Origin of the sequence: Stenotrophomonas sp. a6, assembly GCF_030913325.1 — a bacterium.
In the GTDB taxonomy this organism is placed as follows: Bacteria; Pseudomonadota; Gammaproteobacteria; order Xanthomonadales; family Xanthomonadaceae; genus Stenotrophomonas; species Stenotrophomonas maltophilia.
The window spans coordinates 1,755,062-1,780,764 of record NZ_CP133161.1 but is presented as its reverse complement, the minus strand read 5'-3'; the positions used below and the strand labels follow the sequence as shown (position 1 = coordinate 1,780,764).

The 25,703-nt window shown below is 66.2% G+C and carries 25 protein-coding genes; 10 read left to right on the top strand and 15 right to left on the bottom strand.

What is annotated here, in order from left to right:
* Window positions 1-26 precede the first annotated feature (26 nt).
* The 6 genes from Q9Q79_RS08335 to Q9Q79_RS08310 all read left to right on the top strand — a co-directional run bounded on the left by Q9Q79_RS08335 (window position 27) and on the right by Q9Q79_RS08310 (window position 5,319).
* Complete coding sequence (locus tag Q9Q79_RS08335) at window positions 27-2,048, top strand: alpha/beta fold hydrolase (protein WP_065183325.1); 2,022 nt, start codon at window positions 27-29, stop codon at window positions 2,046-2,048.
* An 84-nt stretch (window positions 2,049-2,132) separates the two neighbouring features.
* Complete coding sequence (hchA, locus tag Q9Q79_RS08330; protein ID WP_111687903.1) at window positions 2,133-3,005, top strand: glyoxalase III HchA; 873 nt, start codon at window positions 2,133-2,135, stop codon at window positions 3,003-3,005.
* A 5-nt stretch (window positions 3,006-3,010) separates the two neighbouring features.
* Window positions 3,011-3,715 (top strand): PA1136 family autoinducer-binding transcriptional regulator, encoded by a 705-nt coding sequence (locus tag Q9Q79_RS08325; RefSeq protein WP_201862392.1) that lies wholly within the window; start codon window positions 3,011-3,013, stop codon window positions 3,713-3,715.
* Between the two features lie 87 nt (window positions 3,716-3,802).
* On the top strand, window positions 3,803-4,039 hold the full coding sequence (locus Q9Q79_RS08320) for a hypothetical protein (RefSeq protein ID WP_024956430.1): 237 nt from the start codon (window positions 3,803-3,805) through the stop codon (window positions 4,037-4,039).
* A 41-nt stretch (window positions 4,040-4,080) separates the two neighbouring features.
* Window positions 4,081-4,326, top strand: coding sequence for a hypothetical protein (locus Q9Q79_RS08315; RefSeq protein WP_024956429.1), 246 nt, complete (start codon window positions 4,081-4,083; stop codon window positions 4,324-4,326).
* Window positions 4,327-4,464: 138 nt separating this feature from the next.
* Window positions 4,465-5,319 (top strand): endonuclease/exonuclease/phosphatase family protein, encoded by an 855-nt coding sequence (locus Q9Q79_RS08310; protein ID WP_201862394.1) that lies wholly within the window; start codon window positions 4,465-4,467, stop codon window positions 5,317-5,319.
* A gap of 19 nt (window positions 5,320-5,338) precedes the next feature.
* Here Q9Q79_RS08310 and Q9Q79_RS08305 read toward each other — a convergent pair whose 3' ends face one another.
* A complete protein-coding gene (locus Q9Q79_RS08305; RefSeq protein WP_060380179.1) occupies window positions 5,339-5,602 on the bottom strand; it encodes a hypothetical protein in 264 nt (87 codons plus the stop codon).
* A 139-nt stretch (window positions 5,603-5,741) separates the two neighbouring features.
* Here Q9Q79_RS08305 and Q9Q79_RS08300 point away from each other — a divergent pair, with 139 nt between their 5' ends.
* Window positions 5,742-6,119: a VOC family protein gene (locus Q9Q79_RS08300; protein WP_005409114.1), complete on the top strand. Its 378-nt coding sequence runs from the start codon at window positions 5,742-5,744 to the stop codon at window positions 6,117-6,119.
* Between the two features lie 41 nt (window positions 6,120-6,160).
* On the opposite strand, the gene Q9Q79_RS08295 is transcribed toward Q9Q79_RS08300, so the two are convergent.
* The 6 genes from Q9Q79_RS08295 to Q9Q79_RS08270 form a co-directional block, all read right to left on the bottom strand.
* Window positions 6,161-7,582 carry an efflux transporter outer membrane subunit gene (locus Q9Q79_RS08295; RefSeq protein ID WP_043035475.1) on the bottom strand — a complete coding sequence of 474 codons (1,422 nt, stop codon included), beginning with the start codon at window positions 7,580-7,582 and terminating at the stop codon, window positions 6,161-6,163.
* Window positions 7,576-8,313, bottom strand: a complete 738-nt coding sequence (locus tag Q9Q79_RS08290) for an SDR family oxidoreductase (RefSeq protein ID WP_005409112.1) — start codon at window positions 8,311-8,313, stop codon at window positions 7,576-7,578. Before Q9Q79_RS08290 ends, Q9Q79_RS08295 begins: the two co-directional genes overlap by 7 nt.
* 64 nt (window positions 8,314-8,377) lie before the next feature.
* Window positions 8,378-11,548: a multidrug efflux RND transporter permease subunit gene (locus tag Q9Q79_RS08285; RefSeq protein WP_005409111.1), complete on the bottom strand. Its 3,171-nt coding sequence runs from the start codon at window positions 11,546-11,548 to the stop codon at window positions 8,378-8,380.
* 112 nt (window positions 11,549-11,660) lie between these two features.
* The gene (locus Q9Q79_RS08280; RefSeq protein ID WP_049449210.1) at window positions 11,661-12,884 is read right to left on the bottom strand and encodes an efflux RND transporter periplasmic adaptor subunit; all 1,224 of its coding nucleotides are present in this window, start codon (window positions 12,882-12,884) and stop codon (window positions 11,661-11,663) included.
* 91 nt (window positions 12,885-12,975) lie between these two features.
* On the bottom strand, window positions 12,976-13,746 hold the full coding sequence (locus Q9Q79_RS08275) for an SDR family NAD(P)-dependent oxidoreductase (protein ID WP_005412995.1): 771 nt from the start codon (window positions 13,744-13,746) through the stop codon (window positions 12,976-12,978).
* Entirely contained in the window at window positions 13,743-13,970 is a 228-nt protein-coding gene (locus Q9Q79_RS08270) for a hypothetical protein (RefSeq protein WP_005409108.1), read from the bottom strand. Before Q9Q79_RS08270 ends, Q9Q79_RS08275 begins: the two co-directional genes overlap by 4 nt.
* 147 nt (window positions 13,971-14,117) lie before the next feature.
* On the opposite strand from Q9Q79_RS08270, the gene Q9Q79_RS08265 reads away from it, so the two are divergent.
* Window positions 14,118-15,149 (top strand): LysR family transcriptional regulator, encoded by a 1,032-nt coding sequence (locus tag Q9Q79_RS08265; RefSeq protein WP_005409107.1) that lies wholly within the window; start codon window positions 14,118-14,120, stop codon window positions 15,147-15,149.
* 179 nt (window positions 15,150-15,328) lie between these two features.
* Here the strand turns inward: Q9Q79_RS08265 and Q9Q79_RS08260 are convergent, their stop codons facing one another.
* Window positions 15,329-16,024, bottom strand: coding sequence for an OmpA family lipoprotein (locus Q9Q79_RS08260; RefSeq protein ID WP_005409106.1), 696 nt, complete (start codon window positions 16,022-16,024; stop codon window positions 15,329-15,331).
* 139 nt (window positions 16,025-16,163) lie between these two features.
* Complete coding sequence (locus tag Q9Q79_RS08255; RefSeq protein WP_005412994.1) at window positions 16,164-17,579, bottom strand: deoxyribodipyrimidine photo-lyase; 1,416 nt, start codon at window positions 17,577-17,579, stop codon at window positions 16,164-16,166.
* Between the two features lie 109 nt (window positions 17,580-17,688).
* On the opposite strand from Q9Q79_RS08255, the gene Q9Q79_RS08250 reads away from it, so the two are divergent.
* Window positions 17,689-18,273 carry a hypothetical protein gene (locus Q9Q79_RS08250; protein WP_062606080.1) on the top strand — a complete coding sequence of 195 codons (585 nt, stop codon included), beginning with the start codon at window positions 17,689-17,691 and terminating at the stop codon, window positions 18,271-18,273.
* A gap of 19 nt (window positions 18,274-18,292) precedes the next feature.
* Here Q9Q79_RS08250 and Q9Q79_RS08245 read toward each other — a convergent pair whose 3' ends face one another.
* The 4 genes from Q9Q79_RS08245 to Q9Q79_RS08230 are packed head-to-tail and all read right to left on the bottom strand — an operon-like array spanning window position 18,293 to window position 23,982.
* Complete coding sequence (locus tag Q9Q79_RS08245) at window positions 18,293-18,907, bottom strand: inorganic diphosphatase (protein WP_201862396.1); 615 nt, start codon at window positions 18,905-18,907, stop codon at window positions 18,293-18,295.
* A gap of 13 nt (window positions 18,908-18,920) precedes the next feature.
* Window positions 18,921-20,270 (bottom strand): metallophosphoesterase family protein, encoded by a 1,350-nt coding sequence (locus tag Q9Q79_RS08240; RefSeq protein ID WP_236672486.1) that lies wholly within the window; start codon window positions 20,268-20,270, stop codon window positions 18,921-18,923.
* A 14-nt stretch (window positions 20,271-20,284) separates the two neighbouring features.
* Window positions 20,285-21,403, bottom strand: coding sequence for a phytase (locus Q9Q79_RS08235; RefSeq protein WP_005409101.1), 1,119 nt, complete (start codon window positions 21,401-21,403; stop codon window positions 20,285-20,287).
* Complete coding sequence (locus Q9Q79_RS08230; protein ID WP_201862398.1) at window positions 21,400-23,982, bottom strand: TonB-dependent receptor; 2,583 nt, start codon at window positions 23,980-23,982, stop codon at window positions 21,400-21,402. Before Q9Q79_RS08230 ends, Q9Q79_RS08235 begins: the two co-directional genes overlap by 4 nt.
* A 168-nt stretch (window positions 23,983-24,150) precedes the next feature.
* Between Q9Q79_RS08230 and upp the strand changes: the two genes are divergently transcribed.
* Window positions 24,151-24,783 (top strand): uracil phosphoribosyltransferase, encoded by a 633-nt coding sequence (upp, locus tag Q9Q79_RS08225; RefSeq protein WP_005416149.1) that lies wholly within the window; start codon window positions 24,151-24,153, stop codon window positions 24,781-24,783.
* Window positions 24,784-24,846: 63 nt separating this feature from the next.
* On the opposite strand, the gene Q9Q79_RS08220 is transcribed toward upp, so the two are convergent.
* Both Q9Q79_RS08220 and Q9Q79_RS08215 read right to left on the bottom strand, forming a co-directional pair.
* Entirely contained in the window at window positions 24,847-25,326 is a 480-nt protein-coding gene (locus tag Q9Q79_RS08220) for an SRPBCC family protein (RefSeq protein ID WP_185695374.1), read from the bottom strand.
* Window positions 25,307-25,666: a metalloregulator ArsR/SmtB family transcription factor gene (locus Q9Q79_RS08215; RefSeq protein ID WP_201862401.1), complete on the bottom strand. Its 360-nt coding sequence runs from the start codon at window positions 25,664-25,666 to the stop codon at window positions 25,307-25,309. The genes Q9Q79_RS08220 and Q9Q79_RS08215 overlap by 20 nt, the downstream gene beginning before the upstream one ends.
* Window positions 25,667-25,703 lie beyond the last annotated feature (37 nt).

The window sequence follows — 25,703 nt, the reverse complement described above, 5'->3', positions numbered from 1 at the left end:
GTGGCGCCACCGCGCAGGAGGATCGTATGGCAACCACGGGCTTGGGCTTCATCGGCCGCACGACCCTCATCATCACTGTGCTGCTCACCCTGGGCGGCTGCGCCACGTTGCGCCAGTTCGGGCCGTCGGTGCAGGTGGCCTCGGTCACGCCCGGCCAGTACATCGCGCTCAAGCGCGGTGACATCCTCACTTCCGGCAAGCTCAGCGCGGCGACCACGGAGACCTTGCGGGTGGCCGGCCTCGATGAAGGCGTATGCGCCAAACCGGGCCTGCCCTGCATCGAGGCGATGGAAAGCAGCATCGTGGTGCGCGAGGAAGACAAACGCTCCAGCCTGGCCGAGTTGTGGCTGCAGTATGCGATGACCCTGCCGGCGCCGAAGCGTGAGTACTCGGCATCCGGCCGCGCCAAGAGCGCGATCACCGAGCTGGATGCCGATTTTCAACCGCGCCTGGATGCGTGGATGCAGGTCGCGCGCCAGGCCTATGCCTATCTGTTCTTCACCGAGCGCACCGCCAACCAGCGCGGCTTCGAAGATCGCCAGACCCAGGTGCGCGACTACTACAACCTGGCCGTGCAGGAAGCGTCGGTACAGCTGTACGACGCCTATGCCACGGGCCGCGTGCACGGCCAGGCCAGCCACTTCCAGCTGGGCCGCTGGACCTTCGTACTGGCCCCTTCAGGCGAAGCATCACCGCTGGATACGCGTACCCCTACCGAACTGGTACCGGCGGCCTCGCTGTCGTTCACTGGCACGCTGCGCAGCGTGCATCGCCGCGATGGCTTCGGTGCCGAACTGGTGGCGGTGATGAACGACCCGGCTGGCAGCATGGCCACCCCGCCTTCGGCAGCGACGCCCGCCGCGCAGGCAAGCACATCGGCCGCGCAAAGCTGGAGCGAGATGCCCTCCCCTTCAATGACGGTGCTGCTGCGCTTCTCGGGAAAGAACCTGTGGGAAGTGCTGCACGACGACGAGCCTGAGCTGGAGATCCACGATCCCTACCAGGTCACGGAAGTCACCCTGCATGGCCAACAGGTTCCGCTGGCCGCGAACTTCACCGCCGGCTATGCGTTGTGGCTGGCCCGTTCCAACTTCAGCCACCAGTCGCTGCGCTCGCTGTTCGGTGGCAAGGGCGGCATCGACACGCCGCACCTGTACATGATGCAGCCCTACGATCCGAACCGCCGCGTGCTGCTGATGATCCATGGCCTGGCCAGCAGCCCGGAAGCCTGGGTGAACGTCGCCAACGAACTGATGCGCGACGACGAGATCCGCCAGGACTTCCAGGTCTGGCAGTTCTACTACCCGACCAACATGCCCATCGCGATGAGCCACGATGCGATGCGTCATACACTGTCCGAAGTGCTCAAGCATTTCGACCCCAGCGGCAAGGCGCAGGCTTCGCATGACATGGTGCTGGTCGGGCACAGCATGGGTGGCGTGATCGCGCGGCTGATGATCTCCTCTTCCGGCGATCATCTGGTCGACACCCTGCTGGAGACTGCGCAGATGACGCCGGCACAGCGTGAACTGCTGCGTACCAAGGGCGCACCGGTGCTGACCTTCCTGCCGGAACCGGAAGTATCGCGCGTGGTATTCATCGCCACGCCACACCGCGGCACCGACGTGGCGGGCACCCGCCTGGGCCGCTGGATCGGTCGCCTGGTGCGGTTGCCGCTGACCGTGCTGGAAGACGTCGCCACCATCGCCAACGACGGCCAGATCGACCGCAATGATGGCAAGCACGGTTACCAGATGAACAGCATCCAGAACCTGGACAAGGACGATCCCTTCGTCCGCGCGGTGGCCGACCTGCCGATGTCGCCGAAGGTGCACTACCACTCGATCATCGCGCGCGCCAAGGCCGATGGGCCGCTGGAAAAGACCGACGACGGGCTGGTGCCCTACTGGAGCTCGCACCTGCCGCACGCGGATTCGGAGAAGGTGATCGTATCCGGGCACAGCGTGCAGGAAGCCACGCCGGCCATCGTCGAACTGCGGCGGATCCTGCATGAAGACATGCAGGAGCATTCGGCCACGGTGAAGTAGCTGCGCGCGGCTGAGGGAAAACCCTCATCGCCTGTACGCATCAGCCCTTCTATGCTGGATCCCACCACCCCACTGGAGGTCCGCATGAACACGCAAGAGCCCAGCCGCCAGCCCAGCCCCGACCCGGCCGAGCGCGATGCCTTCTTCCCGTCGCCCTACTCGCTGTCGCAGTTCACATCGCCCAAGAGCAATCTGTCAGGTGCCGACTATCCGGACGCACGCCGCGATGGCCGCTGGAAGGTGCTGATGATCGCTGCGGACGAACGCTATCTGCCCACTGCCAACGGCCACCTGTTCTCCACCGGGAACCATCCGGTGGAAACCCTGCTGCCGATGTACCACCTGGACAAGGCCGGCTTCGACATCGATGTGGCCACGCTGTCCGGCAACGCCGCCAAGTTCGAGTGGTGGGCGTTCCCGCGTGAGGACACGGAGATCGGCGGACTGTACGACCGCTACGAAGCCCGCTTCCGCCAGCCACTGCAGTTGGATGAGGTGGTGGCAGGCCTCGATGCCGCATCGGATTATGCAGCCGTGTTCATCCCCGGTGGCCATGGCGCACTTATCGGACTGCCGCAGAGTCGCGCGGTAAAGGCAGCCCTGCACTGGGCGATGGCCGAGCAACGTCACATCATCACCCTTTGCCACGGCCCGGCCGCATTACTGGCCGCAGGCGTTGACGAGGCCGATGGTGGTTCGCTGTTCCGCGACTACCGCATCTGTGCCTTCCCCGATGCGATGGACCGGCAGACGCCGGAGATCGGCTACATGCCCGGGCAGCTGCCGTGGTTCTTCGGTGAGCGCCTGGCGCAGCAGGGCGTGCAGATCGTCAATGACGGCATCGATGGCAGCGTGCTGCAGGATCGCCTGCTGCTGACCGGCGACAGCCCGCTGGCCGGAAATGCGCTGGGCAAGCTGGCCGCGCGCACGCTGCTCGACGCCCTGGCCGGGCGCTGACCCGGATGAGCGAACTGGTGCAGGCGTTGCTGGAACTGGAATGCGCCCGCTCACTGAGTGCAGTGGGCGCCGTACTACGCAGCATTTCTGCACCACTCGGCTACGACCGCGTGCTGGTGTTCGCCACCGGCACGGGGTTGGAGCGCGGTACACAGCGCGTGTACTGGATCGAGGGCGACTGGTTCGGCGACGGCGGCAGTACCGACCTCGCGCGCTACCTGCACGCCTGCCCGGTCAATCGCCACGTACTGGACAGTGACGCGCCGTTCTTCTGGAGCAAGCGCCAGGGTGTTCGCGGCGAACGCTATCAGGTGGTGAAGCAGCCACGTGGTGAAGGCCTGCACGGTCTGCAGGTGCCGGTGTTCGGCACCACCGGTCTGGAAGGCGCGATCAGTTTTGCCGGGACAGCGATCGATGCATCGGCCAGCGCGCGCCTGCAGCTGGAAGCTGCTGCAGCTGCAGCATTCCGTGCCGCTCGCCGGCTTGCAGAGACACCCAGCGAGCTTTCCGGAAGTGCGTTGAGCACGCGCGAACGCGAGGTGCTGCGCTGGGTCGCCGCCGGCCGCCGCCAGGCGGAGATCGCGGCCACGCTGGGGCTTTCCGCCCGTACAGTGGAAAATCACCTGCGTCGCGCGCGCCAGCGTCTGGGGGTGGCAACCACCGCGCAGGCGGTACGCGCTGCCAGTCGGCGCGGCGAGATCGAGGACTGATCCGGGCAAGACACTTTCGGCAGTCTGGTTCGCGTGCTACACACGCCATGCGCATGTGCGCGATTGCAGAAAGCAAGGATGATGCTTATGAAACTGCAACTGGCCGCGATGGCCGCATTGATGTTGGCATTGGGTAGTGTGGTACCGGCAACCGGCCACGCGGCCGGGTCCCCCGGATCGACGACCGATTGCGTGCCCGTAAGACTTGGGCCCAACCTCGTGCATCAGCGCTGCACCGTCACCCGCACTCTGGCAGACGGCACCGTTCTCACGTCGGTGTACTGGATAGACGAGAACGGTCAGTGGTACCTCCCGGCAGACTGATCTGCATCGGACACCGACTACGACTCCAAGGAGTGTGATCAATGACGCTGCACAATCGAATGACCGCTTTTTCTTTCGCTGCAGTAGTTGCACTTGCTGCCCTGGTGCCCTCGCCGCCGGCGAATGCAGCCGAAGAGGTCGGCCTGCAGGAGGAGTGCGTGCCCTTCCGCATCAGCGGCAACGTGTTCCACCAGCGTTGCACACTGTACGTGGTCCATGACGACGGCACCCGCGTAGTCAGCGACCACTACAACCGCGACGAGAACGGGATGATCTACGACCCCTGATCGGGCAAGGGGCATCTGCCGGGCGGAGCGTCCAGCGCCCGTCCGGCATCTCCCAGTCGCCCATCCCGGCATACCGCTGCCCCCACCTTCCATGGCATGCTCCATGAAACCGTTTTCATGGAATGGAGGGATTCCACGATGTTGTCGCGTTTCCGTCGCCCCGTGCTGTGTGCGCTGTTGGCGCTTGCGCTGCCTGCCGTCGCCTCGGCTGCTGCACCGGCGCCACTCAAAGTGATGTCGTTCAATGTCCGCACCCCGGCCGATACCGAACCGGGCAAGCGCTGGCCCGACCGCCGCGATGCCATGGTCAAGGTCATCCTCGATGCGCACCCGGCTGTGATCGGCACCCAGGAACTGGTGAAGGAGCAGGCCGACTACCTGTCCGAACACCTGCCCGGCTACCGCTGGTTCGGCGAAGGCCGCCGCGGTGGCAGCGGTGACGAACACATGGGCGTGTTCTACGACAGCAAGGTGCTGGCCATCGAGGAGTCCGGCAACTTCTGGTTGTCCGATACGCCCGACGTACCCGGCAGCATCACCTGGGGCAACCTGTACCCGCGCATGGTCACCTGGGCCCTGTTCCGCCGCCTGGACGATGGCCGTCGTTTCTATTTCATGAATACCCACCTGCCCTACCGCGACGAGGATGAACCGCGCCGGGTGAAGGGTGCCGAGCTGATCGGAAAGCGCGTGCAAGCCCTGCCGGCCGATCTGCCGGTGGTCCTGACGGGTGACTTCAACAGCGAGCCCGGTGGTGACACCTACAAGGCATTCACCCGCCTGCTGCAGGACACCCGTACCCAGGTGAAGGTTCCGCAGGGGCCACGCCTGACCTTCCACGATTTCACCGGCAAGGCCACCGTGCAGCTGGACTGGGTGCTGGTGCGTGACTTCCATGCACGCAGCTTCCTGACCGATGACCGTCGCATCGACGGCGTGCTGCCGTCGGATCATTTCCCGCTGGTGGTCGAGCTGGACTGGCCGAAGCACTGAACCTGTACGGCAGCCGCAGCTACGGCTGCGGCTGTCGCGACATCAGCCGGTACAGCGCCTGATGCTGGTTGCGTGCCTGGCAGATGCGGGCACCGACCGCCAGAAACACGGAGATGCCGATCAGGCCCAGCCCCAGCATCTGGTCCGGCAGGCGCATGAAGCCGATCGCAGCCGCCATGGTAGCCAACACCATCAGCACTACGACCGCTACCGACAGCCCTGCGCCAGGCGGTCCCGGATCACCAAACAGCATGCGCTGGGTATCACGTTTGTCGTCGCTCATCGCCATCCCTCCCGGAATCTGCCCCACTAGTTACACCGCAGGCCCCGGTTCTGGCAGAGTCAGAAACGTCATGACTGTGACAACGTCCACAGCACGCGACGCGCTACCCTTCCTCCATTCCCGATCTGCGGAGGACGTCATGGCGCACCAGAGCCGTCTGGCCGGATTCATCATCGACTGCCAGGACACGCCCGCTGACGAAGGCGCACGCTTCTGGGCGGCCGCCCTCGGTCTGCAGGCGCAGCCATCGTATGGCGAAGATGGCGCCGAGTACGCCGACCTGCAGGGCGCACCCGCAGGCCTGAACGTGGAAGTGCAACGTGTCGCTCACCCCTCACGGGTGCACCTGGACATCGAGAGCGACGACATCGATGCCGAGGCAGATCGACTGGAAAAACTCGGCGCGCGCCGGATCGGCTTCGTCAAACGCTGGTGGGTGATGGAAGCACCCACCGGCCATCGCTTCTGCATCGTGCGCATGCGCGAGCGCGACACACCGGCCAATCATTGGCCCTGACAGAAGAAAGGGACGGAAGCCACTGCTTCCGTCCCTTGCGGTTACTGCACCTGCGCCACGCTGGGTTGCTGCGGCGATTGCCCCCAGCCACCCAGCGCCTTGTACACGCCCACCACGCTGACATTGACCTCGGACTCAGCCGCCGCCAACGCATCGTCGGCCGCCAGCTGCGTGCGCTGCGCATCCAGCAAGGTCAGGAAGTCTTCCGAGCCCTCGCGGTAGCGGATCTGCGCCAGCGACTCAGCCCGGCGTGCCGCCTGCGCCTGCTCGACCACGATCGCCAGCCGCGCCTGCTGCTTGGAATAGCGGGTCAGCGCGTTCTCGGTGTCTTCCAGCGCCAGCAGCACGGCCTGCTCATACTGCGCCGCCACGCCCTCGGCTTCAGCCTTGCTGGCACGCAGGCGTGCACGCACGGTGCCGAAGTCGAACGCGGCCCAGCTCAGCGACGGCGTCAGCGACCAGGCCTTGTTGTTGCCATTGACCAGGCCACTGGCGTCGCCGCCAAGGAAGCCGACGAAACCGGACAGTGACAGCCGCGGGAACAGGTCCGCAGTGGCCACGCCCACCCGCGCGGTGGCAGCGGCCAGGCGACGCTCGGCCACGCGCACGTCGGCGCGTTGGCGCAGCAGCTCGCGGGTATCGCCCAGCGGCAGCGCCTTGGCAAATGCCGGCACGTCGTGCGGCGCAAGCATGGCGGTCAGCGTTTCCGGACGCTGGCCCAGCAGAACCGCCAGGCGATTGCGCGACTGCGTTTCGGCCACTTCCAGCAGCGGAATATCGGCCTCGATCGCCTTCAGCCGGGCGCGACTGCTCTGCACGTCCAGCTCGCTGCCGGCGCCCAGCTCCCAGCGCGCCTCGGTCAGCTTCTGCGTATCGCGCAGGTTGACCAGGGTGTGCTGGGCCACCGCGATGCGCTTCTGCGTACCGCGCAGCTCGAAGTAGTTGCGTGCCACTTCGGCGGCGACCAGTACCTGCGCATCGGCCAGGTTGGCCTGCTCGGCGTCCAGGTCGGCGCGCGCGGCTTCTGCTGCACGGCGCTTGCGGCCGAACAGATCCAGCTCCCAGCCGGCATCGAAGCCGAGCTGGTAGCTTTCACTGAACACCCGCTGCCCACCCAGCTGCGGATCGGGTTGCTTGCGGCGGTCGTAGCTGCCGCCCGCGGTGATGTGCGGGGCCTGGTCGAAGCGGCTTTCGACGAACACCGCGCGGGCCTGGCTGACGCGGGCCACGGCCACGCGCAGGTCCAGGTTGTCCGACAGTGCGCCGTGCACCAGTTCTTCCAGCACCGGATCATCGAACTGCGCCCACCAGCTGGCCACCGGCGAGGTAGTGCTGAACACCGGCTGCTGCGCCCCCTGCAGCACCACCGGTTCCTGCACCGGCGCCTTGTAGTTCGGGCCGACGCTGACACAGCCCGCCAGCACCAGGCTGGAGACGGCCATCGCCAACGTGCGGATCACCATGGCAGCACCTCACCCAGGTAGGTGAAGCTGCCGCTGGCACCGGATTCACCGATGAGTGCCATTTCCACGCTGGAGCGTGCACCTTCGCTGATTTCGATCTCGCCGTTGCCACCGTTCATGTCGGTCTTGACGTAGCCCGGATGCACGGTATTGACCTTGATCGGCGTGTTGCGCAGTTCGTAGGCCAGGCTCAGGGTCCAGCTGTTCACCGCGGCCTTGGAGGCGTTGTACGCCGGAATCTTGAAGTCATAGATGCCCGAGGAGGGATCCGCGTGCAGGGTCTGCGATCCGAGCATGCTGGACACATTGACGATGCGGCCGGACTTGGCCTGCTTGACCAGCGGCAGGAATGCCTGGGTGACCGCCACCAGCGCATACACGTTGGTGTCGAAGGTGCGCTTCCAGGTCTCGAGCGATTGCTCCGACGGCGCCTGCGCGGGATTCTCGATCATGATGCCGGCATTGTTGACCAGGATGTCGAGGCGGCCATGGCGCTGGCGTACCTGCTCGACCGCTTCGGCGATGCTGGCCGCGTCGGTCACGTCCAGTTGCAGGGCTTCGACCGGCAGGCCTTCAGCCTGCAGCTTCAGCGCCAGCTCAACGGCGGTCTCACGCTTGCGACCGGCCAGCAGCGTGTGCACGCCCGCCTGGGCCAGCTGGCGCACGGTTTCCAGGCCGATGCCACGGGTGGCGCCGGTGACCAGCGCGATCTTGTTCTGATGGGTATTCATGGATGCATGCCTTGTGAGGGGGAAGCCGCCGCCGGCCATTGACCGGCGGCGACGGGGTTCCATGTCAGTGGTGGATGGTCGGCTCGCCGTGCTGCACCAGCTGGCCACCACCGTTGCGGGTGACGAACTTGCGCAGGGCCACGTAGAACACCGGGGTGAGGAACAGGCCGAACAGGGTCACGCCCAGCATGCCGGCGAACACGGTGATACCGGTCACCGAGCGCACCTCGGCACCTGCACCGTGCGACAGCACCAGCGGCACGGTGCCGGCGATGAACGCGATGGAGGTCATCACGATCGGGCGCAGGCGCAGGCGGCAGGCTTCCAGCGCAGCTTCAACGATTCCCTTGCCGCCCATCTCCAGTTCTCTGGCGAACTCGACGATCAGGATCGCGTTCTTGCACGCCAGGCCCATCAGCACCACCAGGCCGACCTGCACGAACACGTTGTTGTCACCGCCGGTCAGCCAGACGCCGAACAGGGCGGACAGCAGGGTCATCGGCACGATCAGGATCACCGCCAGCGGCAGCGACCAGCTCTCGTACAGCGCGGCCAGCACCAGGAAGGCCAGCATGATCGCCACCGGGAACACGATGAAGGCGGCTTTGCCCTGGGTCGCCTGCTGGTAGCTCAGGTCGGTCCATTCGGTGGTCATGCCCACCGGCAGCACCTTGCCGGCGATCTCGGTCAGCTTGGTCATCGCCTCGGCCGAGGACAGCAGGCGCGGGTCGGCTTCACCGGCCAGGTCCGCTGCCGGGTAACCATTGAAGCGCAGCACCGGGTCCGGGCCGAAGGTCTGCTTGATGGTGACCATCGAACCGATCGGCACCATCTCGCCGCGGTCGTTGCGGGTACGCAGCTTGCCGATGTCCTCGACCGTCTCGCGGAACGGACCGTCTGCCTGGGCGATCACCTGCCAGGTACGGCCGAACTGGTTGAAGTCGTTGACGTAGGCCGAACCCAGGTAGGTCTGCAGGGTGTCGAACAGTTCGGTGAGCTGCACGCCCTGTGCCTTGGCCTTGACGCGGTCGACCTCGGCATCCAGCTGCGGCACGTTGGCCTGGTAGCTGGAAATCGGGAAGGCCATGCCCGGCGTCTGCGCCACGGTGCCCTGCATCGCCTGCACCGCATTCTGCAGCGCGCCGTAGCCCAGGTTGCCGCGGTCCTCGATGAACATCTGGTAGCCGTTGCCGTTGCCCAGGCCGAGGATCGGCGGCGGCATCATCGCGAAGGCAAAGCCTTCCTGCAGGCCGGCGATCTTCTGGTTGATCTCGGCGTTGATCTGCGCAGCGGTACGGCCATGACGCTCGGCGAAGGGCTTGAGCGGAATGAACGCCACACCGGTATTGGGCGTGTTGGTGAACTGCAGCGCGTTCAGGCCCGGGAACGAGATGGTGTGGGCCACGCCATCGGTTTCCTGGGCGATCTTGGCCACCTTGCGCAGCATTTCATCGGTACGCGCGATCGACGAACCTTCCGGCAGCTTCACACCGGCGATCAGGTACAGCTTGTCCTGGGTCGGGATGAAGCCCGGCGGCACCAGCTTGAAGATCACGCCGGTACCGACCAGCAGGATCGCGTAGACCACGAACACCGCGCCACGACGGCCGAGGATGCGGGCCACGCCACGCTCGTACTTCTCCGAGCTGGACTTGAAGAAGCGGTTGAACGGGCGGAAAACCCAGCCGAACAGGCGGTCGATCAGGCGGCTCGGGCCATCCTTCGGTGCGCCGTGGGCCTTCAGCAGGCGCGCGGCCAGGGCCGGCGACAAGGTCAGCGAGTTGATCGCCGAGATCACCGTGGAGATGGCGATGGTGACCGCGAACTGCTTGTAGAACTGGCCGGTGACACCGGACAGGAACGCCATCGGCACGAACACGGCACACAGCACCAGCGCGATCGCCACGATCGGGCCGGACACTTCGCGCATGGCCTGGTGGGCCGCGGCGGTGGGCGACAGGCCTTCCTCGATGTTGCGCTCGACGTTCTCCACCACCACGATCGCGTCGTCGACCACGATGCCGATCGCCAGCACCAGGCCGAACAGGCTCAGCGTATTGATCGAGAAGCCCAGCAGGTACAGCGCGGCGAAGGTACCCACCACCGACACCGGCACCGCGATCAACGGGATGATCGAGGCACGCCAGGTCTGCAGGAACAGGATCACCACCAGCACCACCAGCGCGATCGCTTCCAGCAGCGTGGAGACCACGGCCTTGATCGAGTCACGCACGAAGATGGTGGTGTCATACACCGCTTCGTACTTCACGTCGGCCGGCATGGTCTTCTGCATCTCGTCCATCGTCGAGATGACCTGGTCACGGATTTCCAGCGCGTTCGCACCCGGCGACTGGAAGATGCCGATACCGACCGCGTTCTTGCCGTCCAGCTGCGAGCGCAGGGTGTAGTCACCCGCACCCAGTTCCAGGCGGGCCACGTCGGACAGGCGCACGATCTCGCCATCGGTGCCGCTCTTGAGCACGATGTCGCCGAATTCCTTTTCGGTCTTCAGCCGGCCCTGGGCATTGATCAGGGTCAGGAACTTGCTGTCCGGCAGCGGTTCGGCGCCGAGCTGGCCGGCCGACACCTGCACGTTCTGCTCGCGCATGGCGCGCACCACGTCGCTGGCGGTCAGGCCGCGCGAAGCCACCTTGTCCGGATCCAGCCAGGCGCGCATGGCGTAGTCGCCACCACCGAAGATCTGCGCATCACCGACGCCCGGAATGCGCGCCAGTGCATCCTTGACGTGCAGGCGGGCGTAGTTGCGCAGGTACAGGGTGTCGTACTTGCCTTGCGGGGAGGTCAGGTGCACCACCATCAGGAAGGTCGGCGACTGCTTCTGCGTGGTCACGCCCTGCCGGCGCACGTCCTCGGGCAGGCGCGCCTGCGCCTGCGCCACGCGGTTCTGCACCTTCACCGCCGCTGCGTCCGGGTCGGTGCCCGGGCGGAAGGTGACGGTCATCTGCAGCACGCCGTCGGAACCGGCGACCGACTTCAGGTACATCATGCCTTCGACGCCGTTGATGGCTTCTTCAAGCGGCGTGGCGACGGTCTCGGCAATGACCTTCGGGTTGGCGCCCGGATAGACCGTGCGCACGACCACCGACGGCGGCACCACTTCCGGGTACTCGCTGATCGGCAGGATTGGAATCGTGATCAGGCCTGCGGCAAAGATCACGATCGACAGCACCGCCGCGAAGATCGGCCTGTCGATGAAGAAACGGGAAAAGTCCATGGAGGAATTCCTGGGAAAGGCATTCGGCGGGCAACAGCCACCCTGCCCCTCGCCGAAATGACGAAGGCAGGGAAGGCTGCCGCTGGCGCCGGCAGCTAAGCGGGGACGCGGATCAGTGCTTCAGGGCGGCGGTGGCATCGCGGCCCGGTGCCGGCGCCGGCTGTGGCTGCATCGCCACCGCCTTGGCCTGCACCGGCATGCCCGGCATGAAGACCTTCTGCACGCCGTCGATGATCACCTTGTCGCCCGCGGCCAGGCCGTGTTCGACAATGCGCAGGCCATCAGCGGTGCGACCGAGCTGGATGTCGCGGCGCTGGGCCTTGCCATCCTTGTCAACCACGTAGACATACTTGCGGTCCTGGTCGGTCAGCACGGCCCTGTCATCGATCAGCAGCGCCTGGAACTGGCCGCTGCCGAGCAGCTGCACGCGGGCGAACAGGCCCGGCGTGAACTGGCGGTCGGCGTTGTCCAGCAGTGCGCGGACGCGGATGGTGCCGGTGCTGCGGGCGACCTGGTTGTCGAGGAAGTCGACCTTGCCCGAGTGCGGGTAGCCCTCTTCGCCGGACAGGCCAACCTTCACCGGCAGTTCGCTGTCACGCTCGCTCGGGCGCTCGCCCTTGCGTGCCATCTGGGCGTAGCGCAGGAAGGTGCTTTCGTCGGCATCGAAGTAGACAAAGACGGTATCCAGCGAGACCAGCGTGGTCAGCACGCTGGCACTGTCGCCGGCGGTGACCAGGTTGCCGGCGGTGACCATCGCGCGACCGGCACGGCCGTCGATCGGTGCACGCACCTTGGTGAACTCCAGGTTGAGCCGGGCCGCGTCCAGCGCAGCCTGCGCGGCCTGCACGGCGGCACCGGACTGGTCGGCGGCCGCGCGACGCTGTTCGGCGGTCTCGGTGGAGATCGCCTGCTGCTCGGACAGTCGCTTGGCGCGCTCGGACTCGCTGCGGGCCAGCGTGGCCTGGGTGCGGGCGCGGGCCAGCTCGGCAGCCGCTCGATCGTACTCGGCCTGGTAGCTGCGCGCGTCGATGGTGAAGAGCACTTCGCCCTTCTTCACTTCCTGGCCTTCGACGTAGTTGACCTTGTCGATGTAGCCGGACACGCGCGGGCGCAGTTCAACGCTCTGCACCGCTTCGACGCGGCCGCTGAACTCGTCCCACTGGCTGACCTGCTTGACCAGTACCGGCGCGGCGCTGACCTGCGGCGGCGGCGGTGCACCGGCTTCTTCGGCGTGGCCGCCGCTGCAGGCCGCAAGCACGGCTGCGGCGAGGATCGACACGCCGACCATCGCAATGCGATGGCCGAAACGATGTGGGGTGGTATTGGGGGAAGTCATGGCATGCATCCGTACGGAGGGGTGGTACAGCTATATGAGAACGTGTTGCAAAAATCGGCGGCGTATCCTGCGACCTCAACCATGGTCGAGGTCAAGCAACGCCTGCGGTATCGCGCCACAAAGGGGGAACTTCCAGGTGCAGCAGGCCGCGCGGCAGCTCGGCATCGCTGCTGTCACAGCGGACGATGGCACGGTTGTCGCGGCAACCATCCAGCAGCGACACAACGCGACGACCCACCAGCAGCGAGCTGGGCCACTCGATGCAGGCATTGGCCGCATTGGCCGGGGTGCACACCGGGCTGCAGACTTCCAGCATCTGCGCGCGCACGCCCAGCGCCTGCGCTTCCTGGTGCACGACCTGCGCGTACATGCGCAGCGCGGCGGTGGTGATCGAGGTCTCGCCGTAGCCCGCCCATGGTTTTGCGTTGGCCGGGCTGCCGATCATCACGTAGCGGCGCGCATGCACGTTGTCCTGCAGCAGCGGCAGCAGGTGACGCACCGCGTGCACGTGCGGCATCAGATCGGCCTGCATCGCGCCCATCAGTTCGTCACCGTTGCGGTCGACCACGCGACCGCGGCGGTACGGTCCACCCATTGCGGCGATCACCGCCGCCAACGGGCGCGGGCGCTGCGCGATGCGTTCGGCCAGCGCGCGCGCCGATCCGTCGTCGCTGAGCGACCCCAGCAGCGTCTCCAGGCCCGGCTCGTCAGCGAACTGCTCGTGCAGCGCCGCCAGCCGGCTCGGATCGCGGCCGACAACCAGTACCGGGCTGCCGGCCTCCAGCAGCGCGCCAACCACACCCTGGCCGACGGCACCGGTGCCGCCCAGGACCAGGACTTCAGGCGTCAGCATCCCATTCACGGGACATTTCCTCCCAAATCCGGGATAGTCCCGATTCGGCGCAGGCGGTCACCCTTGTGAGGGGCCAGGCGGATGGCACCGCCACGCTGCTGACGCATGGGCGCGGTAAACTCACGAAAGTCCTTGTGTACCAAGGAACTCGGACGGGCTTCGACGGTCATCGCCAGGTCCAGGGTGTTCTGGCCGGCGTTCCGGAGTCGGGCAAGAATGTTGCGCAGGCTCATGGCGGACGGGCTCCAATTAACGAATGGCGCCACGATAGACCTCAAACCTTTACTTGATTAGTCCTGATTAAGGGGAATAATCATCCCGCTCCCGGTCCAATCGTTCTGTCACGATTGTCCCATCCCCGACGTCCAGGATCCCCGACCATGTCCCACGATCTCAACGAGACGCTGATCTTCGTCAAAGTGGTCGAGCAAGGCAGCTTCATTGCCGCTGCCAAATCGCTCGGCCTGCCCAAGACCACGGTCAGCCGCAAAGTGCAGGAGCTGGAAACGCGCCTGGGCGCGCGCCTGCTGCACCGGACCACGCGCCGCCTCGGCCTGACCGAAGCCGGTTCGATCTACCACGAACATTGCCAGCGCATCGCGCGCGAACTGGAAGAGGCCGAGAGCGCGGTGAGCCAGCTGCAGTCCGGCCCGCGCGGCTGGCTGCGCTTCACCGTGCCCTATTCGATCGGCATCACCTGGATCGCCCCGCTGCTGGGCCAGTTCCATGCGCAGTATCCGGAGATCCGCCTGGACATGCACATGGGCAACGAGAAGCTGGACCTGATTGCAGGTGAAGCGGACCTTGCGCTGCGCGTGGGGGCCCTGCCCGATTCCAACCTGGTCGCACGCAAGCTCGGCAGCCTGCGCACGCAGGTGTTCGCCAGCCCGGCCTACATCGAGCGCTATGGCGAGCCGCTGCATCCGGAGGAGCTGCAGTTCCATCGCATCCTGGCGATGCGCAAGCCGTACCACACCGGCAATTCGCCGCGCTTCACCTGGCAGCTGGGCGAGAACGGCGGCGAGCTGCGTGACTTCCCGGTCACCCCGCTGATGACCGCCAACGACATGTCTGCGTTGAATGGTGCATTGGTCTGTGGCGAAGGCCTGCTGCTGACCGGCGACGTGATGGCCAAGCCGTTCGTTGAATCAGGCATGGTGCGCCGCGTGCTGGCCGGCTGGACCGGCCCGGAAGTGGACTTCAACGCCGTGTTCGCCGGCGGCCGCCTGGTTTCGCCGAAGGTGCGGGCGTTCGTCGACTTCCTGGTCGAGAAGCTCAACTTCGACGCCAATTACATGCTGGCGCAGTGCCCGGGCGCTAAGCTGGCGCAGCAGCAGAAGGAAAAGGAAGACGCCGCTCTGGAAAGCAGCGGCAAGCGGATCCTGGAGAAGGTGGCCGCTTCTGCGGCGTAGCCTGCAACAAGAGCGCCTACCCATCTCCTGGTAGTTGCCGACCTTGGTCGGCATGGCTTACAGAAGGATGCGCTATCGGCGTGCCGAGCAACGCTCGGCACCCACAAAAATGCCGCCTGCAAGGGCGGCATTTTCGTTCCGGCCGATGGCCGGACCGGCTCAAGCAGTAACGCTACGCGTTATTGCTTGAGCGGAATCACCCGGATCTCGACGCGGCGGTTCTTGGCGCGGCCGGCGTCGGTGCTGTTGTCGGCAATCGGGTACGACTTGCCGGCGCCCAGCGTTTCGATGCGCACGCTCTGCACGCCCTGGCCGATCAGGTACTGCGCGACCGAGTCGGCACGTTCCTTCGACAGGCGGTTGTTGACCGCATCGCTGCCGATGCTGTCGGTGTGGCCGACCACTTCGATCATGGTCTGGTTGTAGTCACGCAGGGTGCCTGCCACGCCATTGAGCGCGCCGTAGAACTGCGGCTTCAGGGTCGACTTGCCGAAGTCGAAGGTGATGCCGTCCGGCAGGTTCAGCATGATGTTGTCGCCCTGGCGCTGCACATCGATGCCGGTGTTGGCAGTGCGCTCGCGCAGTGCGCGTTCCTGGCGATCCTGGTACTGGCCGACGGCGGCGCCGCTGAGCGCACCGATACCGGCGCCGATCAGGGCATGCTGGCGGCGCTCGGTGGCGCTGTCGCCGGTCAGCAGGCCGGCTGCCACGCCGATGGCGGTACCGATCAGGGCGTTACGGCCAGTACGGTTCTGCTGCTCGGTGGGGTTGCCGTACTGGTCACTCTGTACGTAGGAGCCGCCGGTGGCGCAGGCCGACAGGACGGCCGCGCTCATCAGGGCCAGTGCGACGTTGCGGGTGGTGTTGCGGATCATGAGGTTCTCCTTGGTTTCCGGTCGGCCGGCGGCCTGCGGGCGCAAAGAGAATAAACAGCCCGATGCGATGCCGGAATGATGATCGGGCACACCGACAGGGCCGCGTTCAGCTAACTGACCAGATCGCGCAGGTCGCCCTTTACCCTGCCCCCGACTGGCGGTACGCCGCCAATGCGGCGTCGCGGCCCGCAGCCAGGTCCACCACCGGCGTAGGCGGATAGCCCGGGGCATGTGCCGCCAGCAGCAGCGGATGCTGCCAGGGCGCAAACCGGGCCTTCACCGGCAGCGCGGCCAGTTCGGGCACCCAGCGGCTGATGTACCGTGCCTGCGGATCGAACTTCTCGGCCTGGGTCACGGGGTTGAACACACGGAAGTACGGTGCCGCATCGGCACCGGTCCCGGCCACCCACTGCCAGCCCATGGTGTTGTTGGCCAGGTCGGCATCGACCAGGGTGTCCCAGAACCAGCGTGCGCCATGCAGCCAGTGCGCGCGCAGGTGCTTGCACAGGTAACTGGCCACGATCATCCGCACCCGGTTGTGCATGTAGCCGGTGTGCCACAGCTCGCGAAGCCCGGCATCGACGATCGGCACGCCGGTGTTGCCGCGCTGCCAGGCGTGCAGCTGCGCCTCACTGGGCGTTGCCCATGGGAAGCGATCGAAACGCGGGTTGAGGTTGTCGGTGGGCGTCTTCGGGAAGTGATGCAGCAGGTGGTAGGCGAAGTCACGCCAGCCCAGCTGGCGCAGGTAGCCGTCGATGTCGGCGTCGGCGCCGGCGCTACGCAGCCCTTCCAGCGCATGGGCAATCCGCCAGGGTGCGATTTCGCCGAAATGCAGGTGCGGCGACAGCCGCGAGGTCCCGACACGGTCCGGCAGGTCACGCTGCTCGCGATACCCGCGCAGGGCACCGTCTTCAAAGACGGACAGTGCTTCCAGCGCACCGGCTTCGCCCGGCTGCCAGTGCTCCCAGAAGCCGGTATCCCAGTCCAGCGTCGGCGCCAGCTGGAGATCATCCAATGCCAGGCTGTCGACCGCGTGCGGCGCCAGTGCTTCCGGTGCGGCCTGCAGTGCCGGCAGGCGCCAATGACTGAGTACATTGCGCCAGTACGGCGTAAATACCTTGTACGGCTGGCCCTGCTGGGTGGCGATGTCCCAAGGCTCGAACAACAGGCTGCCATTGCAGCTCTGCGCGTCGATGCCCTGCTCGCGCAGCATGCGCTTGATGGTGGCGTCGCGTGGCTGGGTGGCCGGTTCGTACTTGCGGTTCCAGTACACCGCCTCGGCGCCGGTCTGCGCGATCAGCAACTGCAGGGCCGGCAGGCTGTCACCACTGCGCAGCACCAGCGAGGAACCGCGCGTGCGCAGGTCCGCATCCAGCGCGGCCAGTGAACGGTGGCGCCACGCATCGGAGGCGGCACCCGGCGCCCACTCACCTTCTTCGTGCGGCGCATGGATGTAGACCGGCACCACGTCGTGGCCGGCATCCAGCGCGGCCTGCAGGGCCGGATTGTCCTGCAGCCGCAGATCACGGCGGAACCATACCAACGCTACCGACACAGGTACTGCCTTCGTTGTGGAAGGCGCACATGATAGCCAGCGGTGGTGAAGGGGATGCGCGCAGACGCCGTCTGCTAGGCTGCACGGCCGCTACCCGTTGGACTCTGACATGGATGATCTGCACGCCTCATTCGCCCGCTTCGGGCTGCTGCATGCGCAGCACGAGCGTGACTGGCAGGGCCCGTTCCCGCTGCCCACGGCACTGGCGTCGTTCTACGCGCAGGTCGGGCCGCTGGGCGAAGAGATCAATGCCAAGGTTGGCCGCGCCGGCATCACCGTTCCCGGCCTTGATGTCTGGATACCGCCACTGCAGCGCCTGTGGAGCCAGCAGGCCGGCTATCGATGGCATGGCGTCAGCGGCGAACGGATCAACGACTGGCCATCGAACTGGCTGGTGATTGCCGATCGCGGCGCTGATCCGTTCATCCTCGACCTGGACGACGGCCGTGTGCTGTTCAGCCACCACGGCGCCGGCCTGCTGGATGCCGGCGAGATCACTGCCGATGTGCCGACCTTGATGGCGGCTCTGGCTGCTGCAGGCACGGTGTACCTCGATGCCGGCGATGACCTCTACAACGACGATGACGATGGCGGCATCCGTCCTGAACACCGGGAGGCAGCCGTACAGGCGGTGGCCCGGGTACTGGGCGACCGCCTGCAGGCCGAGTTGTTCATCGAGACGTTGCTGGACTGAATCCAGCCATGGCGTGGATCTATTTCTCGAAGCGCTTCATCGCTTCGCTGATCAGCGTCCGCGCCTCGGCAGCATTGCCCCAACCGTTGAGCTGCACCGGGTTGCGCCCGGCCGGCAGGTCCTTGTAGACCCGGAAGAACGCTTCGATGCGCTGTCGTTCGATCTCCGGCAGATCGGCCAGGTCGCGGATGTTGGCGTAGGTCGGGTCAACCTTGTCGGTCGGCACGCCGATGATCTTCTCGTCGTGCTCGCCGCCGTCGACCATCTTCAGGTAGCCGATCGGCCGGAAGCGCACGATCACGCCCGGATGCAGGGGTTCACGGGTCAGCACCAGCGCGTCCAGCGGATCGTTGTCGCCAGCCAACGTGCGCGGCATCGAACCGTAGTTGGCCGGATAGGCGACCGGCATCGACTGGAAGCGATCCACGTGCACCAGGCCGTCCTCCTTGATCTCGTACTTGGTGACGCTGCCGGCCGGAATCTCCACCGCCAGGTTCACTTCCTGCGGCGCCTGCTTCGGCTGCGCCACCAGGAACGGGTGCAGCACGCCATCGGCGGCGGCCACCGCGGTCGCGAGCAGGAACAGGGCCCCGCCGATGGCAGCCATGGGAACAAGACGGTGTACGGTTTTCATCTGGATCTCCTCCTCATTCCCAGCAGCGATCGGCGCGGCCCTTGGCAGTCTGCGCGCGCGGGCAGTCACGCGGCGTGATGCGGCCTTCGGTCAGCTCCGTGCGCTGCTTGCCGCCCTTGGTGTCGCGACGCAGCTCGAAGGCATCGTAGAGTCGCCCGGTCACCGTGCGGGCCTCATAGCGCAGGTGCTGCGGATCGATGTGCAACACCTGGAACAGCTGGGTGTCCTCGGCCACCGGATCCATCGTCCTACGTGCCTCGTCGGAGAGACGGTACTGCTTCGGCCCCGCCACGGTCACCACATACTGCGGCGTCGCAGCCTGTCCTTCACCACGACGGCCATAGGTGTGATCGTGGCCCTGCAGCACCAGATCGACGTTGTGGCGACGAACCACCGGCAGCAGCACGTCACGCAATGCGGCGTTCTCGCGCCCTTCGCGCGGCGAATAGAACGGCTGGTGCAGCAGCACGAGTGTCCACGGCTGCGGATTGCCGGTCAGTACCTTGTCCAGCCACTGCGCCTGCGCCTTGGCCGTGCCAAGGTCGAGTGCCGACGTGCCATCGACCACGGCGACGCGCACGCCCTGCGCATCGAACCAGTAGCTGGTCTGTTGTGCGGCGGATGCCCCATTGCCCGGCAGCGCGAACGTCACCGGCCAGTGCCTGCCCAGCACGCGGCGTTCCTGCGGAGTGTCCTCGAACTCCTCGACATACTCGTGGTTGCCGATCGCCGGCGCGACCAGGGTTTCCTGCGCCAGCCAACCGGTGGCGGCAAACCATTCGCCCCACTCGCTGTCATCGGCACCATCGCCCCCACTGACCAGATCGCCAGCGAACAGGCTCAGGCGCGCCTCGGGTGCGGCCTTCTGCGCGGCGCGCACCACGCGGCTGACATGGCTCACGTTCTTGTTCTGGGTATCTCCAAAGTACAGCAGGGTCAGCGGCTGGTCGGGCGCAGCCAGCGTGCGCAGCTGGTTCCAGGCGCTCCAGCTGCCGTTGCCCTGCACGCGGTAGACGTACAGGGTATCGGGCCGCAGGCCGCTGACATCAGCGCGGTGGTGGTGCGACAGCCCGTTCTCGGTCTGCAGCGCGCGGGTCGTGGCGCGCACCTGGCGGATGCCCTCGATGGCCGGTGAATCACCGGCAAGGGCAATTTCCAGCAGCGGCGCCTGCACGCTGCCGTCGGTGCGCCAGGCCACGGCGAACCCATGGCCGGGATCGACTGCCGGCGAAGCGACAATGCGGTCCGGCACCGTCGTCGCTGCGTAGTGGCGGCTGCCCGCCGGCACCTGGGTGTTCGCTTCAGCCGCCGCGAAGCACAACGACGGCACCGCCAGCAGCAGGCCCAGCGCCAACGTATGCATCAGGCAACGACCGCTCACGAACCACACTCCAGCGGCAATGCCAACTGCTTGGCGATGCTCTCCCAGTCGAACGCCACCACGCCCTGGTCGTCATGCACCGCATACAACGCGCCGTGCGGGAAGCGCGCGCTGGGCTGCTGCATCATCCAGATGCCATCGGTGTTGGCCACGGTATTGCCCTGGAACGCGCCGACCGGCTTCAGGGTATGGCGGTCGAACAGGTGGAACACGCTGCGCTGCTTGCCCTGTTCGGTGGTGATCCACCAACCATCCTTGCCGCAGGTGCGCAGGGTTACGCCCTCGGCCTGCGCCTTGAACACGTCGCGGCCGAAGGTGGTGCCGGTGAAACGCCCGGCCAGCGTGTAGACCTTGAACTCGCTGGCGTAGCCCTCGTCCTCTTCGGCGATCAGCAGGCGATCGTTCTCGGGGTCGCCCCAGATCGACTCGACCACGCGCAGGGCACCCGCCTCAGTGGTATCACCGATGCTGGCCACGAGCTTCGCTTCGACCTTCGCGCCATCGCGGGTCACCTGGTACTGGCGCACGCGCTTGTCCAGCTCGGTCAGCGGCGGCAGGATGTCACGGCCCTGTGCATCCTCGCCGTTGTCCCAGGAGTCGGTCACGTAGACGCTGTAGCCATCGGCACGGCGGTCGACCCACAGTCCGTACGGCTTGCGCAGGTCGTCCGCAGCGAAGGTCGCCAGTGGAGTGAAGTCCGGCAGGCTCAGCACCTGCACGCGGTGATTGTCGCGCTCCACGATCCACAGCAGATCGTCGGTCACCGCGATGCCGTTTGGGCGATCGAACTGCCCTGGCGCGGTGCCGCTGCTGCCTACGTCGCGCAGGTGCTGGCCGCTGCTGCCGTCGTAGACCACCAGCTTGTCGGTGGCCTTGGCAGTGGCGATCAGCCAGAGCTTTCCGTCAGGTGCACGCCAGGCGGCAGGCGAATCGATGTTGTCAGCCGGCGTCATCGGTGAAAGGAATGCCTCGGCGATGGTGGTCACCGCACGCTCGTTCGTGGCCTTCGCCCCGGGCTTGGCCACGGCCGGATCATTGCCGTTGGCCGGCGTGCAGCCGGCCACCAACGTCACGGCCAGCATGGTGGCCAGCAGGGTGATGCGAGGCCCGCTCACAGTGCCACCTTCAGGCCCAGTGCGTAGGTGCGGCCATATTCTTCCATCTGCAGGGTGCGCGAGCGCGTGCCCTGGTACAGCTCCAGCGGCTTGTCCAGCAGGTTCTGTGCCTCGAAATACATGCTCACGCGCGGAGTGAACCTGTAGTCAAGCGAGAAGTCGAGCTGGGTGTTCGGCGCTACGTAGATGTCGAAGGCACGGCCGGCACCAAGGGTATCCAGGTACTCGCTGCGGTGCACGGCTGCCACGCGGGTGCTCAGGCCGTACTTCTCGTAACCGATGTGCGCGCTGTACACGTTCTTCGAGGCGCGCGGCAGGGTGAAGTCCTCACCGGCGCGGTTGGCCAGGCCCGGGTCGAAATCAGTGTCCAGCCAGGTGCCGCTGGCACCCACCAGCAGGCCATCCCAGCCAGCCGGGAGGAACGACAGCTGCTGCTGCCAGTTGAATTCGGCGCCGCGCACCTTGGCCTTGTCGCCATTGATCGAGGTCACCACCGGCAGGCCGTCGTAGATGCCGTCGGCGCCGGCCTGGCGGACCTGCACGATGTAGCCGTCGATCGACTTGTGGAACACGCCCAGCGAGAGGATGCCGCTGTCGCCGATGTACTTCTCCACCGACAGGTCGATGTTGGTCGACTCGTACGGATCCAGCTCCGGGTTGCCCAGGCGCACTTCATTGTCGTTGCGGGCCAGGCCGATGCGCGGCGAGGCATCGCCGAAGCCCGGGCGCGCCACCGTCTTGTTGGCAGCGAAGCGGAACACCCAGTCGTCGCTGGCGTCGTAACGCAGGTGCAGGCCCGGCAGTACGTTGTTGTAGCTCTTGCTGGCGGTAACCCGGGTCGCGGTGTAGGAGCGCCCGTCCTTGGCCACGTCCACGCGATTGCCGGTGGCGCTGAAGCGGGTGTTCTCCACACGCACGCCGCCGATCACGCGCAGCGCACCGATGTCCCAGGTGCCCATCGCATAGCTGGCGAACACGTCTTCGCGCGCGGTGTAGTCGCCTTCCAGAGACGTCGCGGCGTTGCCACCGACGTCCTGCGGACGCGCGCTGTATTCGCCACCGTGCTGCGACCAGTAGCTGCGCATCGCCGACGAGTCCATGCCCTGCCCCATCGGGCCGTGGCGATGTTCCGGCGAGCCAGTGGTCCAGTCACTGAGCTTGATCGCCGGACCCACGCGCAGCGACGCTTCATCGACATTCACGTCACGGTCGCGCCAACGCCCGAGCAGGCCGAACTTGTAGCTGCTGTTGTCACCGTCGAAGCGGATGTTGACCTGCGCGCTGCGCTCCTCGTCGTCCACCTTCTTCGGCTTGGCCACCACACGGTCGAATTTGTAGTTGGCGTTGTCCAGCCACTGGTCGTTGTCGAAGGTGTAGGTGGGCAGGCGGCTGCGCTGGTCCAACGTGCCATTGAAGGCCTTGCCGTTGAGCTTGAAGCGCGACTCGATCTCGTCGTCCACGCGTTCTTCGGTGCGGGTATAGCCGATCTTGTAGTCCAGTACCGCGTCGGTCAGCTTGTTCTCGCCACCCAGGCTGGCGGCGAAGGTGTTCTCTTCCTTGGTCCGGTAGCGCATGCGCTTGTCGATCGAATCCTTCGGCATGCCGGCAAGTCGATACTGGTCGGTGCCGGTGGCGATCATGTCGGCGCTGTTGAAGTTGAAGATCACGCGCTGGCGGGTTTCGGCATCGTCGAACTGGCTGTACAGCGTGCGCAGGTAGTAACGGCTGTCCTCGTTCGGGCGCCAGTCGAAATTGAGGTTGGCGCCGATGCGCTTGCGCTCGATCTCGTACTTGCGGTTCTGCAGGTTCAGCGCGGTGATTTCGCCCGGGCGGGTGGTGGTCGGATCCTTGTTCCCGCTGACATCACCGTACTCCACTTCGCTGTTGTCCGATTCGAACGTCCGCTTCTGGTAGTTCACGCCGGCGGCGATGCCGAAGGTGTCGTTGAACACTTCGCTGTAGTTGAAAGCGGCCTTCGGGCTGGTCTCGCCCGAAAGCTGCTGGTGGCTGCCTCCGATCTTGCCACGCAGGCTGCGGCCCTCGCGGTCGAACGCCGAGGCGGTCTCGACCAGGATCGCGCCGCCAATGGCGTCGCCCGGCATGTCCGGGGTCGGTGATTTGACCACGCGCAGGCGCTCGGTCGAATCGGACGGGATCACGTCCATCGGTGCGGCGCGGCTGGAGTTGTCCGGTGTGCCGATGGCGATGCCGTCGACGCTGACGCTGTTGAGGTTGGCATCCAGTCCGCGCACGACCACGTAGCGGCCCTCTCCCTGGTCGCGCGTCACGCTGATGCCCGGCAGGCGTTGCAGCGACTCGGCCACGTTCTTGTCCGGGTACTGGCCCAGCGCGTCGGACGACACCGCATCCTCGATGGCGTTGCTGCTGCGCTTGAGGTCCACCGCGCGGATCTGCGATTCAAGCTGGGCGCGCACTTCAATGCGGTCCAGGTCGACCGCATCGGCGGCCACTGCACCGGTGGCGGCGACCGCCTGCTGCCCGGCGGCCTGCAGTGGTGCAGCAGCCCCCATCGCCAGGGTCAGGGTGATGGCAACGGCCAACGGAGTCTTGATATGCACTGGGAATCCCCATTCCTGTTAAGAATGGGTCTGCACGGTATGTCCGCAAGGTTGCATGGCAATGACATGCATCTGCACATTTCATGCGGGCCGCCTCCGGCCCCGGTTTGGGGTTGGGCGCCCAATCCGGCAAAATGGCGTCCTCTCTCCTTATCCCCCTTCCCGACCATGAAGATCGTCGAAGTGCGCCACCCGCTGGTGCAGCACAAGATCGGCCTGATGCGCAACGCTGCGCTCAGCACCAAGGATTTCCGCGAACTGGCCAACGAGCTCGGCACGCTGCTGGCCTACGAGGCCACCGCCGACCTGGACACCGAGCCGCACACCCTGGCCGGCTGGGCCGGCCCGGTCACCGTGCAGCGCATCGCCGGCGCCAAGATCACCGTGGTGCCGATCCTGCGCGCCGGCCTGGGCATGCTCAGCGGCGTGCTGTCGCTGATCCCGGCGGCACGCGTCAGCGTGGTCGGCCTGCAGCGCGATGAGGAAACCCTGCAGCCGGTGCCCTACTTCGAGCGCCTGACCGGCCGCCTGGAAGAGCGCGACGCGCTGATCCTGGACCCGATGCTGGCCACCGGCGGCACCCTGATCGCCACCATCGACATGCTCAAGCGTGCCGGCGCCCGCCGCATCAAGGGCATCTTCCTGGTCGCCGCGCCGGAAGGCATCGAAGCAGTCAAGGCCGTGCATCCGGACGTGGAAATCTACACCGCGGCCATCGATGCCCAGCTCAACGACAAGGGCTACATCCTGCCCGGCCTGGGCGATGCCGGTGACCGCATCTTCGGTACCCGCGTCGGCTGATCCGGTGAACCGGGGTCGGATCCCTTTCGCAGAAAGGGCTCTGACCCCACCCCGAATGCCGGCCTACAGGCCGGCCGCGAACGCTTCCAGCTGGCCGATGACGGTGTTCCAGCCGTCGAAGAAGCCCATCTGCTCATGCTGGTCGCGCAGGGCCTTGTCCGGGTGCATCACCTGCGCGGTGTAACGACAGCCCTGGCCCTCATCCTCCATCGAGATGATGGCGGTGAAGCCCAGCCACGGTGACTGCGGCCGCCAACCCGGGCCCAGCATCGAGGTGAACACCAGACGCTGCTGCGGCACGATCTCCAGGAAGCTGCCCGGGTTGTCACTGCTGCCGCCGTCGGGGCCCTGCATGAAGGTGTGGAAGGCGCCGCCCGGGCGCAGGTCGAAGGCACGCACTTCGGTGGACCACGGCTTCGGGCACCACCACTGGCGCAGCAGCTCCGGGTCGGTCCACGCCCGCCACAGGGCGGCGCGCCGTGCGTTCAGTACGCGACTGATGACCAGATCGGTCTCGGGGTTGTTACCTGCGTCTACGGCCATGGGCCTGCTCCTGTCGGTGAAGGGTTTCGACAAACTCGACCATGCGGTCGGCGCGCGCCTCCCACACAACGCGCTGCGCGGCCAGCCATTGCTCGGCCTGGCCCAACCGTTCCGGCACCAGTTCGCAGGTGCGTACACGCCCCTGCTTGCGGCTGCGCACCACGCCACTGCGCTCCAGCACGGCCAGATGCTTCATCAGCGAGGGCAAGGCCATCTCAAAAGGCTCGGCCAAGGTCGACACCGTGCGCGGCCCCTGCCCCAGCGCCGCCACGATCGCGCATCGGGTGGGGTCGGCCAGTGCCTGGAACACGTCTTGAATGGCGGGATAATACTTACCCATATGGCTAAGTAATACGCCGATCTGAATGCCCCTGCAA